The sequence below is a fragment of the Hyphomicrobium sp. genome (assembly GCF_051860585.1).
Classification (GTDB): Bacteria; Pseudomonadota; Alphaproteobacteria; order Rhizobiales; family Hyphomicrobiaceae; genus Hyphomicrobium_C.
On record NZ_JBHYDS010000008.1, the window covers coordinates 195,623 to 213,006 of the forward strand.

Consider the following 17,384-nt stretch of genomic DNA (forward strand, 5'->3'; position numbering starts at 1 on the left):
TGCGGGGTATGTAGTGTTATGCTTGGTCGATCATTTTTGATGCTCGTTGTGGCCACCTTATTGGGCCCGGCCGTCGGCGTTGGTCTGTTTATGCTTCTCAACACGATGTAATGCCGGCCGCTAAGCGGTCACGATACGGATGAATTGAGCCGGGATCTCAAAGACGTGGGACGGCCGTAGGCGTTTTTTTCCGACGCCAATCGGGCAACCCGTCAGACTTACCGGCGTCAGGCGATTTCGCCATTTTCCGGCCGTCTCTTTGGCGCCCGCCGCGTTTTGCCCGACCTTCCGCCATAAACCTCCGCTACGACGGCACCATCGCCAGCCAGCCCGCTGGGCGCTCCGATTTCTGTCGCATGATGCTGTTTCTATTTCGCCTTGTCGCCCGCGTGCGCGAGCTTTTGATCAGCATCCCCATGCGGATCGTGAGCCTTTTCGGCGAGTGGATCGCGTTCAATCCCCGCCTCGGGCCGTTCCGCCATCTCGCCGTCGCCGCCGCGATCTACGTCGCGTTCGCCGTCACCCTCGTTTATGTGGTCGCGCCCCTGCGAGGCATCGCCGGACAGGTTGTTCTGGGTGAAAAGCTCCGCTACGACGCCGAGCGCTGGCTTGCGACCGCCATCTATGACGCCCCGGGAAATTTCGTCGGCACCTTCGATGCCCGGCTCGATAGCCTGCGTGACGTCAATTACACCGACGCGGCGATCGACGTCGGCGGCTACACGGCCAACCCCGACCACAAATCCATCCCCGTCCGCGATGTGCCGCCTTACTACTGGCAATGCCTCGTCCATCACGAGGATCGCTATGTCGGCACATGGCGCAATCCGTTCGGCATCGATCTGCCCGGCGTCCTGAAGATCCCCTATTCGTCTCTCCTGCGCTCGCTCGCGCGCAAACGTCCGAGCCTCGGCGTCGGCGGATCCACCCTTCCGATGCAGCTCGTACGCGTGATCTACAACACACCGCCGCATGCTGACGAAGGCGCCGTGACGAAGCTACGCCGCAAGCTCGCCGAGTGGTGGCTCGCGCCGGTCGTCTATCGCGAGCTGACCCGCGGCGGTGACGACGCACCCCTCAAGCGATGGGCCGCGAACCACCTGTGGCTGGCGCAACGCACGGGCGGCGCTCCGCTGCATGGGGTCGAGCTCACGAGCCGCGTCGTGTTCGGCAAGGACTCGAGCGAGCTGTCCATGGCCGAGCAGTTCGTGCTCGCCTCCGCCGTCAACAAGCCGATCATCCTTTTGCAAGGCGACGCCCGTCTGAACGAGGTCCGCCTCGACCGGTGGCGGTTCATCGTCGAAGTGCGCGCGCGCGTCTGCGCGGAGGCGCTCATCACCGACGAGGAAACGAAGAAGCAAGTCCTGTTCGAGCTGATCGCCATGGCGGGTGGACCGCCCGACCCCAAAGTGAAGCCCAAGCTGCAGGCGGCGCTCGACGCCTATGCGCCCGAAGAGGCGAAGCGTGCCGTCGCAAACCCGGTGGCGCGCGCGAACGCCCTGATGCCGTCAGCGCGCTTCGGACTGCGCGAGGAGATGAAGGAGGTTTATGGCTTCGCCTGGCGTGATCATGTTCGTGGCGTCACAACGACCTTCGACGCCGCGCCCAACCTCGCGTTTCACGAGAAGATCCGGTCCGCACTCGCGAAAATCGACGTGGCCATTCAGCCGAAGCTTTTGCCCGGCTACGTGCTCGATCCCGCGCGCGAGGGGCCGGGACGGAAGATGCCGACGGTGACCGTCGTCGCCGCCGACGCGACAGGCGCCATCGTGCGCTACTATGAGAGTGGCGAGACGGCGCCCTACTTCGGCGCAACCGTCGCCCGCAGCCCGGAGACCGGCCTCTACGATCCCACCCGCGATCCGCGCATGATCGCATCCACCGGCAAGATGCTCGCCGCCATCGCCATTGCAAACAGCGGCCGCGACAGCACGGCGTCGCTGTACGTCGATACGGCCGCGCCGGATCGCGGGCTCGAAACGTGCGCGAAGGGAAACGGCCGATACGGCCGCCGCGCCATCGTGGCCTTCGCCTGTTCGCTCAATGCGCCGCTCCTGAACCGCACCGCGCTCGCGGGCCAGCAGCGCGTGCGCCGTCTGATCGACGGATTCGGCTTCACGATGCCGCCGCGCGATGCGTCGGGCGGCGACACGCCGCCGTCGACCGCGGTTGTGCTCGGGCAGATTTCGGGCGCGCCGCGCAAGGTGCACCACATGTCGGCGGTGATCCTGGCGTCGCTGCTTGGCCGTGGCGCGACGCCCGTGCGCGAGCCCACGCTCATCAAGCGCTACGATTTCACCGATGTGGAGGAGAAACCGGTAGCCGGCTTCGACGTCCGCGCGCCGATCATTCCGAACCGTCTCATCCAGCGCCGCGCCGTGCCGCTGCTGCGCGCGCTGCTGTCGGCCCCGCTCTGCTATACGGCGGGCGGCGCGTCTGTCGGAACTTTGAAATCCCTGTCGTCGTGGTGTGCGTCGCGGCGGCCGGGTCTGAACTTGCATTTTGCCAAGACCGGCACGCAGGTCACGGCCGACCCGAACGCGACCGTCGACGTCTGGGCGACGGGCGGACTGCAGTTCGCCAATGGCGCGGCCTATTCGTATGTCGTTCTCGTGGGCACGGGCTCCGGCCAGCAGCCGTGGGCGACCAAGGTGCACGCCGCCGATGTCGCCGCGCCGTTGCTCGAAATCCTGCTGGCCGATCTCGAAGGCCATGCCCGGCAGAATCCGAAGCCGCATCTCGCGCCTCAAACGGCGCGCCCGGCTCTGGCGACCAACGCCGCCCGGCTTCAGTGATCGAATCGGGCCAGCGGAAACGCACGCCGTGGCCGCTTAGTGCACGCCGGGCAGGAAGCGCCACGTCCGCTGCATCAGTCCGGAGTAGGGCGTGCCGAGACGCGAGGTCAGCAGCCGCTCTTCTTTGCGGGCGGCAAAAGTGTAGGCCGTGATCATGACCGCGGCCACCACGCAGGACAGCGGGTTGAACGACGACAGCGGCAGCCAGTTCAGCCAGTAGAGAATGTAGGATGTGTAAAACGGATGCCGGATCACACGGTAGATGCCGGTATCGATGACGGCGCTCGGCGTGCGCTCGCTGAACGCGAGCGAGAGGCCGCCGAGACGTGTTGCGCGGATCGCCGCTGCGAATACGGCAAATGCGATCAGCACGAGGCTGATGGCCAGCAGGGATTCGGGCTCGGTCGGCAGGGCATGGCGAAGTGTGAGCCACGCATTGAGAGCCGTCCCGAGCACGGTTGCGACGGTAAGCAGGCTCGCACCGCGAGGCTCGCGCTCCTTGCGCGCGAAATGCTTGAGCGACGCCCAGGCGCCGAGCGCGAGAAACAGGAGGTTGAGTGTGATCGCGAGGGTGGGGAGCATGAAAGTCATCCGTTGGTCTGTGTCTGCGCTTGAGCATTTTCGGACGAAGTGGAGACCGAAACGCTCTAGATCTCAAATATAACGGCGCCGCCCGTGAGGCCGGCCCCTGCGGCGGATAGCAACAGCCGCTGGCCCGCCGTGAAGGCCTGCCGCTCCGCCGCGAGCGACAGCGTGAGCGGGATCGTCGCCGCGGAGCTGTTGGCATAGAGCGCAACGGACGACAGCATTTTACGGTCCGGCACGCCAAGCTGCCGCTGCGCCGCCGCGATGATGCGTCCGTTGGCCTGATGCGGCACGAAGTAGTCGATGTCGTCGATAGACAGGCGCGCGTGGGCCAAGGCTTTGCGCGCCGCATCGCTCATCAGCTTGACCGCTCGCGTGAACACGGCCTTGCCATCCTGGATCTGCATGAGCAGCGCCGCAGGATCGAGTCCTTCGGTAAAAGGAAGACGGCTGCCGCCCGCGGGAATTTGGATCAGGTCGTACATCGATCCGTCCGACGCGAGATGCAAACCACGCACGCCCGATGTGGGTATTTCGGAGGGAATAAGCAAGGCCGCGCCCGCCGCGTCGCCGAACAGGATCGCACTGGTCGGATCGTCGAGGTTTAAGCGCCGCGACAGAATGTTGGCCGCGATCACGAGCACGGGAACCCGGTGCTGGCGCACGAAGCTGTCGGCAAACGTAAGCGCATAGAGAAACCCGCCGCACGCGCCCGCCATGTCGATGGCGCCGGCGCCCTGCGTGCCGAGCCGGTGCGCGACCAGCGGTGCGGTCGGCGGCAGCAGGTGATCGGGCGTCGAGGTCGCGAGTAGCACCGCGCCGATCGACGAACGATCGATCGCTGAGTTCGCCAGGGCCATCTCTCCCGCCTTGACGGCAAGGTCGGATAGCGATTCATCGGCGGCGGCGAACCGGCGCTCGCGAATGCCCGTGCGCTGCTCGCCCCAGCCCGTTTCCTTGCCGAGCCGCGCCTCGATTTCGGCATTTGTCACGCGCCGCTCCGGCACATAATGTCCGAGCGCTAGAAGTGCCGTTCCCACGTCTCTCCAATCAGCAAGTTTCTCCTGTCAGCCTGTCTCTCCTACAAGCACGCGTCTTCCCCGCACAAGGTCCAATTCATCCGATGACGAAGCCGACCCTGCTTGTCGTTGCCGCGGCGCTCGTCGATCGGGACAACCGCGTGCTCCTGTCGAAGCGGCCGGAAGGCAAATCGCTGGCCGGGCTCTGGGAGTTTCCGGGCGGAAAGGTCGATGCCGGCGAGACGCCGGAAGAGGCCCTGCGGCGCGAGCTGAAGGAGGAGCTGGGCATCGAAGTCTGCGAGACGTGCCTGGCCCCGTTTACCTTCGCGAGCCACTCCTATCGTGAATTCCACCTTCTGATGCCGTTGTTTTTGTGCCGCAGCTGGGAAGGCGAGGTGGAGCCGCAAGAGGGCCAGGAGATCGCCTGGGTCCGCGCCAAACGCCTTGCCGATTATCCCATGCCGCCAGCCGATGCGCCGCTCGTCCCCTGGCTGCGTGACCTTCTCGGCTGATCGAATGCGTTCCATCGATGGAACGCGTCCTCTCTCTCTTGACCCGGGCATGCGGGGTTGCGCACTCTCACGTCCCAGATGTGGCGGACTGACCGCGAGGAACCGAGGATGCGCGTTGAGCTGGCGAAGGGTGTGTGGCGGCCGATGACCGGCGCGGACTTGCAAGCCGTCTGCGCGATCGCCGATCGCGTGCATGTCAGCTATCCGGAGGACGACGCCGTCTTCGCCGAACGTCAGCGTCTCTATCCGGCCGGTTGCGCAGTGTTCGACAGCGAAGGAGTGCCCGCGGCCTATGCCGTCACCCATCCCTGGCGCTACGCAGAGCCTCCCGCGCTCAACGTCATGCTGGGCGAAATCCCGGTGCACTCGAGCACGTACTATATCCACGACATCGCGATGGCGCCGGAAGCGCGCGGCAGCGGCGCGGGCTCCGCGATTGTCGAGGCCGTGATCGCGCATGCCGGGGAGACCGGCGTGCCGAACCTGTCGCTCGTCGCGGTCAACAACTCGGTTCCGTTCTGGAGCCGCTTCGGCTTCGAGGTCGTGGCCGAGCCAGCGCTGGCCGAGAAGCTTCTCACCTATGACGCAGACGCGCGCTTCATGGTCCGCAAGATCGCCGCTTAGAGTGCTTCCGGAAAAGTGGGAACCGGTTTTCCGATAAGAAGCACGAAAAAACAAAGGGCTAGAGTCTTTCCGCGATTCAACCAAAACCGGAAAGACTCTAGAGCTTTCGCTCCGGTACGCCGAGCGCATCCGCCAGACGCGACTGTGCCGAGCCGGGACGAAGCGGCTTGGGCTGACTCGCATGCGGCGCCCAGGCCGTCAGCGTGAGAATTTCGAACGTGGCCGGCACGCGTCCCGTCCCGTCGATGGCGAACCGGTCGGCATAGATCTCGGCGGCCCGCAGCAGCAGCCCGCGCGTCACGGGCACCCGTCGCCGGTCGGCAAGCATGTTGGAGGCCCCCATGCCCTTGATGTCGCGCATCAGCGCCAGCGGATCGGCATAAGTGACGGTCACGATATCGGCGTCGACCACGGGCAGCGCAAAGCCCGCCCGCTGCAGCAGGCTGCCGAGATCGCGCACGTCGGCGAACGGCGCGACCCGCGGCGAGGCCCCGCCGAGCACTTCGTCCTCGGCCGCCAGCCAGGCTTCGCGCAGCTCGCGCAAGGTCTGCCCGCCGAGCAGCGCCGCGAGCAGCAGGCCGTCCGGCTTCAGGGCGTGGCGGATCTGGATCAGCGCGCCGGGGAGATCGTCCACCAGGTGCAGCGAAAGCCCGGACACGCAGAGATCGAGCGAGTGCTCGGCAAACGGCAACGCCTCGAACGACCCGGCCACTCTCGGCGCAGGCGCAGCCTCGAGCAGCTTGAGAGCCGGATCGAACGACACCAGCCGGCCGACGCTGGGGATCGCTGCGATCCGCCGCCCGAGCACGCCATGGTGGCTGCCGGCGTCGAGCGCGACCGGGAAATCGCGGCGCACGATCGCGAGCCGTTCGGCGAGGTCGGTTGCGACGCGCTCGAGCAGGAAGTCATGCGCACTGGCTTGCCCGGCGGCGCGGTTGCGCCGCGCGGCCAGAAGGGCGCTGTCGAAAATGCGGTGCGGCTCTGTCATTCGGCTGCGGACGGTTCGTTGCGTGACAAGGGCTATGCTATCACTCTATCGGACGCCAGAGGCCGCGCCACGCCTGCGGCGAATGGCGAACGCGAAGGATGGGCGCGTCGGGGAGAGAGCGTGTCGGACACGAGCCGCGAGGATGGCGCCGCAGATACGCAGAGAGAGCAGCGGAGCGCCGTGCGGGAAAGTCTCTTCCGCCGCGCGGTTACGGTTTTGTCGGACGTTGTCATGCCGCCGGTGTGCCTTGTCTGCCGGACGCGGATCGAGACGCATGACGCCCTGTGCGCCGCCTGCTGGCGCCAGATCGACTTCATTCGGCCCCCGCTCTGCGATCGCCTCGGGCTGCCGCTGCCCTTCGACATCGGCGGGCCGATGATATCGGCCGCCGCCGCGGCCGACCCGCCGCCCTATCACCGGGCCCGTGCGGTCGCGGCTTACACCGGCTCGATGCAGCAGCTCGTCCACGGCTTGAAGTTCCAGGACCGCCACGACGTCCGTCGTCTGCTCGGCCGGTGGCTCGTGGACGCCGGCCGCGAGCTGTTGGCGGAGTGCGAAATCGTCGTGCCGGTGCCGCTGGCGCGCACCCGGCTCCTGATGCGCCGCTTCAACCAGGCGGCCATCCTGGCGCGCGAGGTCGCGCGCGTGTCGGGACTTCGCTACGAGCCGATGGTGCTGGAGCGGACGCGGGCGACCACCAGCCAGATCGGGCTGTCGCGCGGCGAGCGCCAACGCAACGTCGCGGGCGCTTTTGCCGTCCCCAAGCGCCGCGCCGAGGCCGTCCGGGGCCGCCGCGTGCTCCTGATCGACGACGTCGTCACAACCGGTTCGACGGTGGCCGCCTGCGCGCGCGCCTTGAGCCGGGTCGGCGCCGCGCAGGTGGATGTCCTCGCCCTGGCCATCGTGGCCGATCGGGGCGTGATCCCGGCCTAAGCGCCGCACGGGCTGGAAAATGGCCTCAAATCCGTGTGAAATGGTGCCTGTCTACACTTTGCGATCGCGCCCCAAGGGGCTAGATCTTGAACACGGGATCGCGCTGGCCGCCGAGGAACTCTGAAGGACATGGCCAAAGTTACCATCTACACCTCCAGCCTCTGCCCCTATTGCCACATGGCAAAGGAGCTGCTGCGCTCGAAATGCGTGGCTTTTGAGGAGGTTGACGTTACCGGACAGGCCGGGCTGCGGGCGGAAATGCGCGACAAGGCCGGCGGCCGCAACACCGTTCCGCAGATCTGGATCGATGAGCGCCACGTAGGCGGTTGTGACGACCTGATGTGCCTGGACCGCAGCGGCAAGCTCGATCCCCTGCTGAGCACGAGCCAATAGAGCCCAAAAAGTCATGTCCTCGCCAGTTTCTCCGACGTCGTTTCGGGTCGGCCTCGTCCAGATGTGCTCGGGCCGAGACCTCTCGCGCAACGTTCGCGACGCCACCGCGCTGATCCGCGAAGCGGCGAGCGGTGGCGCGGACTACATTCAGACGCCTGAGGTGACGAATCTGATGGAGCTCGACCGCGAGCGCCTGTTCGCCGCCGCTGAGCCCGAAAGCACCAACGCAGCGCTGCAGCACTTTCGCGAACTAGCGCGCGAGTTGTCGGTCTGGCTCCACATCGGGTCGCTGGTGATCAAGGTGACCGATCAAAAGCTCGCCAACCGCGCCTTCATCATCTCGCCCGCCGGCGATGTCGTCGCCCGCTATGACAAAATACATATGTTCGATGTCGATCTGCCGAATGGTGAGGTCTACCGCGAAAGCGCCAACTATGAACCGGGCTCCAAGGCGGTCGTCGCGCCGTTGCCCTGGGGCGGGCTTGGGCTCTCGATCTGCTATGATCTGCGCTTCCCCCACCTCTACCGGGCGCTGGCCAAGGCCGGCGCCTCGTTCTTAGCGGTTCCGGCGGCCTTTACGCGCGTCACCGGGGAAGCCCACTGGGTCACGCTGCTCCGCGCCCGCGCCATCGAAGCCCAATGCTATGTGTTTGCGGCCGCCCAGGGCGGCCAGCACGAACACGGCCGCGAGACCTTCGGACACAGCCTGATTGTCTCGCCGTGGGGCCAGGTTCTGGCCGAGGGGGGTGTTCACCCCTCAGTCATCTTGGCGGACGTAGATTTGTCATTGATCGGGGATGTCCGGTCCCGAGTGCCGTCTCTACGGCACGATCGATCATTCGAAATCGCACCGGCGGAGCGGAATGCCGCCGAGGAGATCGCGTCATGATCAAGTTCAGCCTCGTGTGTGGCGAAGGCCACGAATTCGAGGGGTGGTTTCAGAGCGGCGCGGCCTACGAGGCGCAGTCGGCCGGGAGCCAGGTTGCGTGCCCGCACTGCGGCAGCCACGCCATCGACAAGGCGATCATGGCGCCGGCGGTGGCGAAGCGCGTTGCGGCCGAGCCGGCCCACACCTACGCGTCGAAGATCCCGCCGGACGAGCTCCGGCGCATGGCGCGCAAGGTGCGCGATGAAATCCAGGGCAAGGCCGAATATGTCGGCGGCCGGTTCGCGGAAGAAGCGCGCAAGATCCATTTCAATGAAAGCCCGTCGCGCGGCATCTATGGCGAAGCGTCCTCGGAAGAGGTCAAGAGCCTGGCTGAGGACGGCGTCCCGTTCCTGCCGATCCCGCGCGTCCCCGACGATATGAACTGACGGCGCGCCGCGCGGAGCTTAGACGCGCCGCGCCGGAGCTTGCTCGCAGCTCAGCTCCGGAAGCACGCCGCGAGATCGTCGAGCATCGAGAGCAGCGACGTGCGCGGGTCCGTCCCGAGCTTGTCCAGTCTGCCGGTCGCGATCTCCGGAAAGGCAACGTTTGGTGAGCCCGGCGCGACGCGGATCTCCACGCCCATCGACGCACGCAAGGCGTCCATGATCTCGCCGTGCGTGATGTTGCGGCCGAAGGCGACATTGGTGATCGGGTCTCTCCCGCGGACGGCGATTGCTTCCAGCGCCCGGACCACGTCGCCCACCCAGACGTAATCCTTCTCGGATGCAAGGCTGGTGCGAAGCGAGACACGCTTCTCTGTCGCCGCCTCGCGCAGCACGGATGTCAGGAAATTCTCGGACGCAAGGTCGCGGCCGAACACATTCGAGAGCCGCGCCACCCGCACGTTGGCGAGCCCGGAGCCGAGGCAGGCGGACTCGCCCATCAGTTTTGAGATGTTGTAGAGATGGTCCGGATTGCTGGGTGAGACCGGGATCGCCGTCCTTTCGTCCGTCGTGCCCGTCGTCGCGTAAACGCGCGTCGAGGAGAGATAGACAAACGACCGGAACCGCGCACCGCGCAGAATGCGCGTCAGTAGGCTCACATGCGCGTCGATGGTCTCGAATGGACGCGAGCGGAAGTCGGCCGTGAGACCGACCGTATAGAAAGCCTGCCCGAGATCCGCATCCTGCCAGGACGCATCCCCGCGCGTCACGGAGCGGACGGCGTAGCCCAGTTCCTCGAGGTGCTGCACGAGCGCGCGGCCCACGAAGCCGTTGGCGCCGAAGACCGTCGCTTGCGGCTGCGCCGGATCAGCCATGCGCGATCTCGACGGGCGGGATCTCGACGGGTCCGAACTCGCGGAACGGTGGCCACGCGCGGTCGCGATCCGAGATGACGATCGACGCCTGAATGGGCCACGCCACCGCGAGATCGGGATCGTCGAAGGGAAGCCCGGTCGCGTGCTCGGGCGAGAGCGGGTGAGTGATGTGATAGGTCACTTCGGTCTCGGGCGCGAGCGTCTGAAATCCATGCGCGAAGCCCTCCGGTACGTAGATCAGCCGGCGATTGGCGGCTGAAAGCTCCACGCCGAACCATTGGCCGTAGGTTGCGGAACCCGCCCGCACGTCCACGATCACATCGTAGATGGCGCCGGCCGTCACGCGGATGAGCTTGCACTCGGCGGCCGGTGGCCGCTGCAGGTGAAAGCCGCGGATCGTCCCGGCGCGCACGTTCTGAGACATGCTGATCTGGTCGAAGTGCGGATTGAGACCGCGTGCGGTGAAGGTCGCGGCGCAGAACAGCCGCGCAAAGAACCCCCGGCTGTCGGCGATCGGCGCGGGATCGAGCACGAAGGCGCCCGCAAGCGGTGTCGCCTCGAAGATCATGGCAGGATGTGCGGGTTCGGCAGCGGCACGATGAAGCGCCCGCCCCAGGCGCGGATGCCGGCCGCTTTCTCCATGATCTCGTCCTTGAGGTTCCAGGGCAGGATCAGAACGTAGTCGGGCTTGGTCTCGAAAATGCGGTCCGGCGCGTGCACGGGGATCGCGGTGCCGGGCAGCAGCAGCCCTTGCTTGTGCGGGCTCGAGTCGACGGCGTAGTCGATGAAGTCGCCGCGAATGCCGCAGTAGTTGAGCAGCGTGTTGCCTTTTGCGGCCGCGCCATACGCGACGATGCTCGCGCCCTGCTCCTTGAGCGCGATGAGCTGGCCGAGCAGCGCCCGCTTGGCGTGGCGTACTTCGGCGGCGAAGGCGGTGTAGATATCCAGCCCGTCGAGCCCCGCGGTGGCCTCCTTGGCGCGCCACGCGCCGAGCCGCTCGGATGCGTCGGGCGTGCTGCCCGCATGGCCCGCAAAAATGCGCAGGCTGCCGCCATGCGTCGGCAAGCCTTCGACGTCGAATACGGCCAACGAATGCTTCGCGAACAGCCGCTCGACGGCGAGCAGCGACAGGTACGAATAGTGCTCGTGATAGATGGTGTCGAAATACTTGCCTTCGATCAGCCCTAAGAGATGCGGGAATTCGATGGTGATGACGCCACCCGCCTTGAGCAGCACCTTCAAGCCGCCGACGAAGTCGTTGAGGTCGGGCACATGCGCGAGCACGTTGTTGCCGGCAATCACATCGGCCTGGCCGCTCCCGTCGTCCTGGGCGGCAACTTCGCGCGCCGTCTCGACGCCGAAAAAGCGCACGAGCGTCGGCACGCCGCGCTCCCGTTCGGCCACCTCGGCGCAATTGGCCGCCGGATCGATGCCGAGCACGGGGATTCCCTGTGCCTTGAAGTACTGCAGCAGGTAGCCGTCGTTGCTGGCGACCTCGATCACCTTCGACGATGCGGAAAGCCCGAACCGCGCCGTCATCATCTCCGCGTAGCGGCGCGCATGCTCGAGCCACGACGACGAATAGGACGAGAAGTAGGTGTAGGAGCCGTGGAAATGCGCTTCCGCCGGCTGCACGTCGTCGATCTGGACCAGCTTGCAGCTCTCGCACACGAACGTGCGCAGGGGATAGAAGGCTTCGGCCTCGTGCGCTTCGGAGGGCTTTCGCATGGCGTTGGACACCGGCGACATGCCGAGATCGACGAACACATGCGTGAGCGGCGTGCCGCAGGCGCGGCAGGGCAGAGTGCGCGTGACATCAGCCATGGAGATACTCATCGATTTGCCGCAGCGTGAAATCGTGCATGTCGTGGCTCGCATAGAAGGCCTTGTACCAGTCGATGGTGCGGTCGAGCGCCTGATGCAGCCGCCAGCGCGGCTGCCAGCCGAGCAGCGTTCGGGCCTTGGCGCTGTCGACCTCGAGAAGCCGTGCCTCGTAGGGCTGGAAGCGGGCATCGTGGCCCCAGCTCGCGCCGTCTGCCCAGCGGGCCGTAATCTCGTCGACAATCACGCGCACGGGCACGGCATCGTCGGCCACGGGCCCGAAATTGTAGGCGAACGGCGGAGCGAGAGACACGCCCGTCGCCAGCGCCTCGGCCAGCCGCAAGTAGCCCGACAACGGCTCGAGCACGTGCTGCCAGGGCCGCACGGAGGAGGGATTGCGGATCGTCAGCGGTTGACCGGCCGAGAAGGCCCGCACCGCGTCCGGGATCAGGCGGTCTTCGGCCCAATCGCCGCCGCCGATGACATTGCCGGCCCGCGCCGAGGCCAGGAGCCCGTTGTGGCCGTCGCCTGAAAAGTACGACGAGCGATAGGATTCGACGACCAGCTCCGTGCACGCCTTGCTGGCGCCATAGGGTTCTTTCCCGCCCAGCCGGTCGGTTTCGCGGTAAGCCCACGGCCATTCGACGTTGTCGTAGACCTTGTCGCTCGTCACCACCACGCACGCCGTCACACTTGGTGATGTGCGCACGGCTTCGAGCACCTGCGCTGTGCCGACGACGTTGGTGGAGAAGGTCTCGATGGGGTCGGCGCGCGCGGGCCTGACAAGCGCTTGCGCCGCGAGGTGCAGCACGATCTCGGGCGCGGCCTCGGCCATGGCGGCTTGCAGGCGGGGCCCGTCGCGAATGTCTCCGAAGGTCGAGCCGCCGAACCGCGGCACGTCCGCGGCCGTGAATACGCACGGCCCGGACGGTGGCGCGAGCGCGTAGCCCTGCGCATCCGCGCCAAGGCGGTGCAGCAGGCCCATTAGCCAGCCGCCCTTGAACCCCGTATGCCCAGTAACGAAGACGCGCCGCCCTGACCAGAAAGTGCGCGACAAGCCGGCAGCCGCAGTCATGCTAGTTCCACACGCGCCACGGAGCCGAGCCGGACGACCACATGTCGTTGAGGAGCTGCATCTCGCGGAAGGTGTCCATGCACTGCCAGAAGCCGCCATGCTGGTGCACGGCGAGTTCGCCCATTTTGGCGAGCCGTTCGAGCAGGCCGGTTTCGAGAGGCTCGTTGAGTGCGGGATCGAGCATGTCGAAGGCCTTGCGATTGAACACGAAGTAGCCGCCGTTGATCCAGCCCTGCGTGACCTGCGGCTTCTCCGCGAAGCTCGTGATCATGCCGTCGTCGATGGCAAGCTCACCGAAGCGCGACGAGGGATGCACGGCCGTCACCGTCGCCAGCCGGCCCATGCGCTTGTGGGTGGCGATCAGGCCGTCGATGTCGACGTCGGCGACCGCGTCGCCGTAGGTGGCCAGGAAGGTGTCGCCCTCGATGTGCGGCAGCGCTTTCAGGATGCGCAAGCCGGTGAGACTTTCGGCGCCGGTTTCGGCGAGCACGACGCGGGCATCGAGCCGGTCCGAGTTCGTGGCGCTGCGGGTGTAGATGCCGCCGGTCCGGATATCGATCTCGAGGTCGTGCGAGCGCTGGTGATAGTTGACGAAGTAGTCACGGATCGCGTCGCCCTTGTAGCCGAGGCAGAGCACGAAGCGCCCGACGCCGTGATGGCGGTAATGCATCATGATGTGCCAGAGGATCGGCCGTCCGCCGACTTCCACCATGGGCTTCGGCTTGAATTCCGTCTCTTCACGCAGGCGCGTGCCGAGACCGCCGCAAAGAATGAGTGCTTCCATGGCTGCTTTGCCCCCAAACGATGCGGCCGGCAATGGGCCGCAAATTCCCTACTTTTCGCGCATCCCGTGACGGAGCGACTGTTTGACGGGCTCCAATATGTACTCAAGGACCGTGCGCGAACCTGTCGGGATGATGATCTCCACCGGCGTGCCGGGTGACAGCTTTACGTCGCCCAGCGTCTTCAGCTCGGAGGGGTCGACGTCCACGCTGATGTCGAAGAAAAGTCCTTGATTTTCAATGCTGGGGCGGGCGTCCGCGGAGCGGTTTCGCACCGTCCCGTGCACCAGCGGCAGCTTCCGTCCCGGGGCCGTCATGAGCCGCAGCTCGGCGCGCATGCCCTCGTGGATCTCAAGCGCCTCCGAGGGGCGGAGCTGGCCCTTGATCACGATGCCTGCTGATTCGGCCGGCACGATTTCGAGCAAGCGCTCGCCCTTCGCGATCACGCCGCCGACCGTGTTGACGACGAGGCCGAGCACGTGGCCGCTGACGGGCGCCCGGATGCTGGTGCGGAGCAGGATATCCTGCGCCACCCGCTCGCGCTCGCGCGCGTCGGCGAGCTTGTTGCGGGCGTCCTCGATCTCCTGCGCGAGCTTGAGCCGGAAATCGCTCTCGATCTGGGCGATCTGGCTCTCGAGCTGGCCGACAAGGTGGCGAAGGCGGGCAATATGACCCGTGAACTCCTGCTGCTGTCCGAGCAGCGCCGAGGCGGCGCGTTTGAGCTGCATGACGGCGGCGTTGGTCGCATAGCCCTTGTCGAACAGCATTTGCTTCGGGCCGAGCTCTTCGTTGATCATCCGGTACTGGTCGGCCGCGGAGTTCGCTTGCCCTTCGTAGATCTCGATCTGGCTGTTGGCCTGCTTGACCTGCTCGCGCAGCGTACCGGTCTGCGTTTCGTTCGCCCTCCGCCGCGCCTGAAAGAGCTGTGTCTGGGAGACGAGAAGCTGGTCGATGGCGGGATCCGCGCGGCGCCGGCTCAGCAGGGACGGAAACTCGAGGGAGCTGCGTCCCGTCGATTCAGCCTCGAGGCGCGCCAGCACGGCCGACTGTGTGGCGACTACGGCGCTCTGGATCTCGAGCGCGGCGCGCGGCTGCAACTGGTCGAGCTGGATCAATTCCTGTCCGGCCTCGACACGGTCGCCTTCCTTGACGCGGATCGCCCCGACGATACCGCCGTCGATGTGCTGGACGGACTTGCGGTTGCCGTCGGCGCTGACGACGCCATAGGTGATGGCCGCGCTTTCAAGCGGGCTGAGCGCGGCCCATGCGCCGAGAAAGCCGAAGAAGCCCACAACCACGATGACGCCGGCTTTGATCAATCGATCGGCGTCGCGCGCGCTGGCGGCCGTCGCTGAGGGTGCGAGCGGCACGACGATCCCTGCCGGCGCCCCGGCCACAGGATGGGACGAAGGATTGGACGAACCCGGACCCGGCGCCGCGCCTGCTGCCGCCGCGTCTTGGAATTCCGCCTTCAGTAGCTCGAGTTTTGCGAGGGCCTGCTTCATGCGCTCTCCGCGATGCGCCGTTGTCCAACGGGGAACCCGGGCGCGATGCGCGGCATCACCCGCTCCACCGGACCGCAATCGGCAACCGTGCCGTTGGTCAGCACGAGAACCTTGTCGAGCGCGACGAGCACGCTCGGCCGGTGCGCGATCAGGATGACTGTCGTCCGGTTCGCCTTAAGTGCCGTAACCAGCTTGTGCAGGGCTGCCTCGCCGTCGCCGTCGAGGTTCGAGTTCGGTTCGTCGAGCACCACCAGACGTGGATTTCCGAACACCGCGCGCGCCAATGCAATTCGCTGGCGCTGTCCGCCGGAAAGCGGAGCCCCGTTGGGCTGGAGCGGCGTGTCGTAACCTTTCGGGAGCCCGAGGATGAGGTCGTGCACGCCGGCGAGCCGGGCCGCCGCGACCACATGCTCGGCGTCCGCCTCCCGGAAGCGGGCGATGTTCTGCGCGACGGTTCCTTCGAAGAGTTCGATATTTTGCGAGACGTAACCGGTGAAGCGCCCGAACTCGGGCCGGGCCCAGGACCAGACCTCCGCGCCGTCGAGGCGAATGCTCCCCTCGGTTGGCTTGATGGCGCCGACGATCAGCCGCGCGAGCGTCGATTTGCCGGCGGCGCTCGGGCCGACGATGCCAAGTGATTCGCCCGGCGCGACGGAGAATGTGATTTCGTTGAGCGTCGGAGCCGATGCGCCCGGCACAGTATAGGAGAGTCCCTCCGCAACCAGTCGCCCCTCGGGCGTCGGAAGTGACATCGCGGTTGGCCGCATGGGGATCGCCAGAATATCTTCGACCCGTCCAAGCGCGGACCAAGCCGCGAGGATCTGGCGCCAGACGCCGACGAGCTGATCGACGGGCATCAGGGCACGGGTGCAGATGAGAGAAGCCGCAAACAAGGAGCCCGGGCTGATTTCCCGGCTGACGGCCAGCCATGCGCCGGCGCCCATGATGAGCACCTGCAACGTGTAGCGCAGGAACTTGATGATGCTCGAAACCGTCGAATTGATCTTGCTCGCGTCCGCCTGCATGGCGATGGCCTGGACGCGGATCGCGGACCAGCGGCGCGACATCTCCGGCATCATGCCCATCGCGCGCACGGTTTCCGCGTTGCCGATGACGCCCTCGGTCATGCGGTAGCTTTCTTCGGTGAGCTTGCCGGAAGCCCCGATCTGCCGGCCGACGAGAAGCTGGTTGATCACCGCCAGCGACATGACCGTGATGGCGCCGCCGAGCGAGATGATGCCGAGCACCGGGTGCAGGTAGAAGCAGACGCACAGGAACAGCGGCGTCCACGGCAGATCGAAGAGAGAAATGATCGCGCTGCCCGTCAGGGCGTGGCGCACCGTGTCGAGATCGCGAACGGCCGAGCCCTTGGTTGCAAACGAGGCGCCGCCGTCACGCTCCACCAGGCGATCGAAAAGTTGCGTCGAGAGTTGCGCGTCGAACTGAACGCCAAGCGCCACCAGCAGGCGAGCGCGGATTTCCTCGAGCGCGCTCGAGACCGCGATGCCGCCCAAAACGGCCACCGTAAGAACAATGAGCGTCGCCCCGCTTCCGCTCGGCAAAACGCGGTCGAACATCTGGATCGTATAGAGGGGAATTGAAAGCGTCAGGATATTCACAAAGACGCTGAAAACGGCTGCCCATACAAGCAGGCGCCTATATCCGGATAATACGGTGCGAAAAGTAGATGGCAGAGCGCGCGTCATTGGGACCAAGCTTGTTCATGGGCTGAAGCCGAATCAAAGACGCCACTGCGACACACGCTACATCATTTCAAGATGCGATCATCATCGGCTCTCACAGAAAACCAAACTGTAAGAAATGAGCGAGCAAATGACGAGATTCATATTCAACTCGAAATAGGTTTTTTGTGTTTTACGTGCAATTTAAAAAATGATGCAGACTCAACAAGATCGCATCAGATCATAATCTGATTGCTTAAGGTTGCGAACTAGCTGGTTTCAATTAGCAGTTTTATTGCTGGTGTTAAATGGATCGGTTTCCCGTAGTTTACCAAATAGAAAGCATAAGAGTGCATCTATTGAAACGAGTACGGTGAAAAAGCCCGTAAAGGGTGTTTCTGATTGGGAATGTAGGTAGCTGCAAGTCGGTTTCAAAAAACCTTTGCAGCTGCGCTTGATCGGGAAATTGGCGCCGGACGTCTAG

Annotated in this window: 17 protein-coding genes; 7 read left to right on the plus strand and 10 right to left on the minus strand. The window is 65.5% G+C overall.

Annotated features, from left to right (window positions below):
* Positions 1-356 precede the first annotated feature (356 nt).
* Positions 357-2,795 (plus strand): transglycosylase domain-containing protein, encoded by a 2,439-nt coding sequence (locus ACTIFK_RS14305; RefSeq protein WP_439543752.1) that lies wholly within the window; start codon positions 357-359, stop codon positions 2,793-2,795.
* Between the two features lie 36 nt (positions 2,796-2,831).
* On the opposite strand, the gene ACTIFK_RS14310 is transcribed toward ACTIFK_RS14305, so the two are convergent.
* Both ACTIFK_RS14310 and ACTIFK_RS14315 read right to left on the minus strand, forming a co-directional pair.
* On the minus strand, positions 2,832-3,377 hold the full coding sequence (locus tag ACTIFK_RS14310) for a methyltransferase family protein (protein WP_439543753.1): 546 nt from the start codon (positions 3,375-3,377) through the stop codon (positions 2,832-2,834).
* Positions 3,378-3,442: 65 nt separating this feature from the next.
* Complete coding sequence (locus ACTIFK_RS14315) at positions 3,443-4,420, minus strand: beta-ketoacyl-ACP synthase III (RefSeq protein WP_439543754.1); 978 nt, start codon at positions 4,418-4,420, stop codon at positions 3,443-3,445.
* An 83-nt stretch (positions 4,421-4,503) separates the two neighbouring features.
* Between ACTIFK_RS14315 and mutT the strand changes: the two genes are divergently transcribed.
* Together mutT and ACTIFK_RS14325 are read left to right on the plus strand one after the other, a co-directional pair.
* Positions 4,504-4,911 carry an 8-oxo-dGTP diphosphatase MutT gene (mutT, locus tag ACTIFK_RS14320; protein WP_439543755.1) on the plus strand — a complete coding sequence of 136 codons (408 nt, stop codon included), beginning with the start codon at positions 4,504-4,506 and terminating at the stop codon, positions 4,909-4,911.
* Between the two features lie 108 nt (positions 4,912-5,019).
* Positions 5,020-5,535, plus strand: coding sequence for a GNAT family N-acetyltransferase (locus ACTIFK_RS14325; RefSeq protein ID WP_439543756.1), 516 nt, complete (start codon positions 5,020-5,022; stop codon positions 5,533-5,535).
* A 97-nt stretch (positions 5,536-5,632) separates the two neighbouring features.
* Here ACTIFK_RS14325 and ACTIFK_RS14330 read toward each other — a convergent pair whose 3' ends face one another.
* Positions 5,633-6,523 carry a methyltransferase domain-containing protein gene (locus tag ACTIFK_RS14330; protein WP_439543757.1) on the minus strand — a complete coding sequence of 297 codons (891 nt, stop codon included), beginning with the start codon at positions 6,521-6,523 and terminating at the stop codon, positions 5,633-5,635.
* A 120-nt stretch (positions 6,524-6,643) separates the two neighbouring features.
* On the opposite strand from ACTIFK_RS14330, the gene ACTIFK_RS14335 reads away from it, so the two are divergent.
* The 4 genes from ACTIFK_RS14335 to ACTIFK_RS14350 all read left to right on the plus strand — a co-directional run bounded on the left by ACTIFK_RS14335 (position 6,644) and on the right by ACTIFK_RS14350 (position 9,163).
* Positions 6,644-7,456, plus strand: coding sequence for a ComF family protein (locus tag ACTIFK_RS14335; RefSeq protein WP_439543758.1), 813 nt, complete (start codon positions 6,644-6,646; stop codon positions 7,454-7,456).
* Positions 7,457-7,585: 129 nt separating this feature from the next.
* The gene (gene grxC, locus ACTIFK_RS14340) at positions 7,586-7,849 is read left to right on the plus strand and encodes a glutaredoxin 3 (protein ID WP_439543759.1); all 264 of its coding nucleotides are present in this window, start codon (positions 7,586-7,588) and stop codon (positions 7,847-7,849) included.
* Between the two features lie 13 nt (positions 7,850-7,862).
* A complete protein-coding gene (locus tag ACTIFK_RS14345; protein ID WP_439543760.1) occupies positions 7,863-8,738 on the plus strand; it encodes a carbon-nitrogen hydrolase family protein in 876 nt (291 codons plus the stop codon).
* Positions 8,735-9,163: a DUF1178 family protein gene (locus ACTIFK_RS14350; RefSeq protein ID WP_439543761.1), complete on the plus strand. Its 429-nt coding sequence runs from the start codon at positions 8,735-8,737 to the stop codon at positions 9,161-9,163. Before ACTIFK_RS14345 ends, ACTIFK_RS14350 begins: the two co-directional genes overlap by 4 nt.
* Before the next feature lie 50 nt (positions 9,164-9,213).
* Here the strand turns inward: ACTIFK_RS14350 and ACTIFK_RS14355 are convergent, their stop codons facing one another.
* Genes ACTIFK_RS14355 through ACTIFK_RS14385 form a run of 7 tightly spaced genes read right to left on the minus strand, consistent with a single transcriptional unit; the run spans position 9,214 to position 16,924 of the window.
* Positions 9,214-10,035: an NAD-dependent epimerase/dehydratase family protein gene (locus ACTIFK_RS14355; protein ID WP_439543762.1), complete on the minus strand. Its 822-nt coding sequence runs from the start codon at positions 10,033-10,035 to the stop codon at positions 9,214-9,216.
* Entirely contained in the window at positions 10,028-10,603 is a 576-nt protein-coding gene (gene rfbC / locus ACTIFK_RS14360) for a dTDP-4-dehydrorhamnose 3,5-epimerase (RefSeq protein WP_439543763.1), read from the minus strand. The genes ACTIFK_RS14355 and rfbC overlap by 8 nt, the downstream gene beginning before the upstream one ends.
* Positions 10,600-11,859 (minus strand): methyltransferase domain-containing protein, encoded by a 1,260-nt coding sequence (locus ACTIFK_RS14365; RefSeq protein WP_439543764.1) that lies wholly within the window; start codon positions 11,857-11,859, stop codon positions 10,600-10,602. Before ACTIFK_RS14365 ends, rfbC begins: the two co-directional genes overlap by 4 nt.
* The gene (rfbG, locus tag ACTIFK_RS14370) at positions 11,852-12,931 is read right to left on the minus strand and encodes a CDP-glucose 4,6-dehydratase (protein ID WP_439543765.1); all 1,080 of its coding nucleotides are present in this window, start codon (positions 12,929-12,931) and stop codon (positions 11,852-11,854) included. The genes ACTIFK_RS14365 and rfbG overlap by 8 nt, the downstream gene beginning before the upstream one ends.
* A gap of 1 nt (position 12,932) precedes the next feature.
* A complete protein-coding gene (locus ACTIFK_RS14375) occupies positions 12,933-13,715 on the minus strand; it encodes a glucose-1-phosphate cytidylyltransferase (RefSeq protein WP_439543766.1) in 783 nt (260 codons plus the stop codon).
* A 48-nt stretch (positions 13,716-13,763) separates the two neighbouring features.
* Positions 13,764-15,218 (minus strand): HlyD family type I secretion periplasmic adaptor subunit, encoded by a 1,455-nt coding sequence (locus tag ACTIFK_RS14380; protein ID WP_439543767.1) that lies wholly within the window; start codon positions 15,216-15,218, stop codon positions 13,764-13,766.
* Positions 15,215-16,924, minus strand: a complete 1,710-nt coding sequence (locus tag ACTIFK_RS14385) for a type I secretion system permease/ATPase (protein ID WP_439543768.1) — start codon at positions 16,922-16,924, stop codon at positions 15,215-15,217. The genes ACTIFK_RS14380 and ACTIFK_RS14385 overlap by 4 nt, the downstream gene beginning before the upstream one ends.
* Positions 16,925-17,384: the final 460 nt, after the last annotated feature.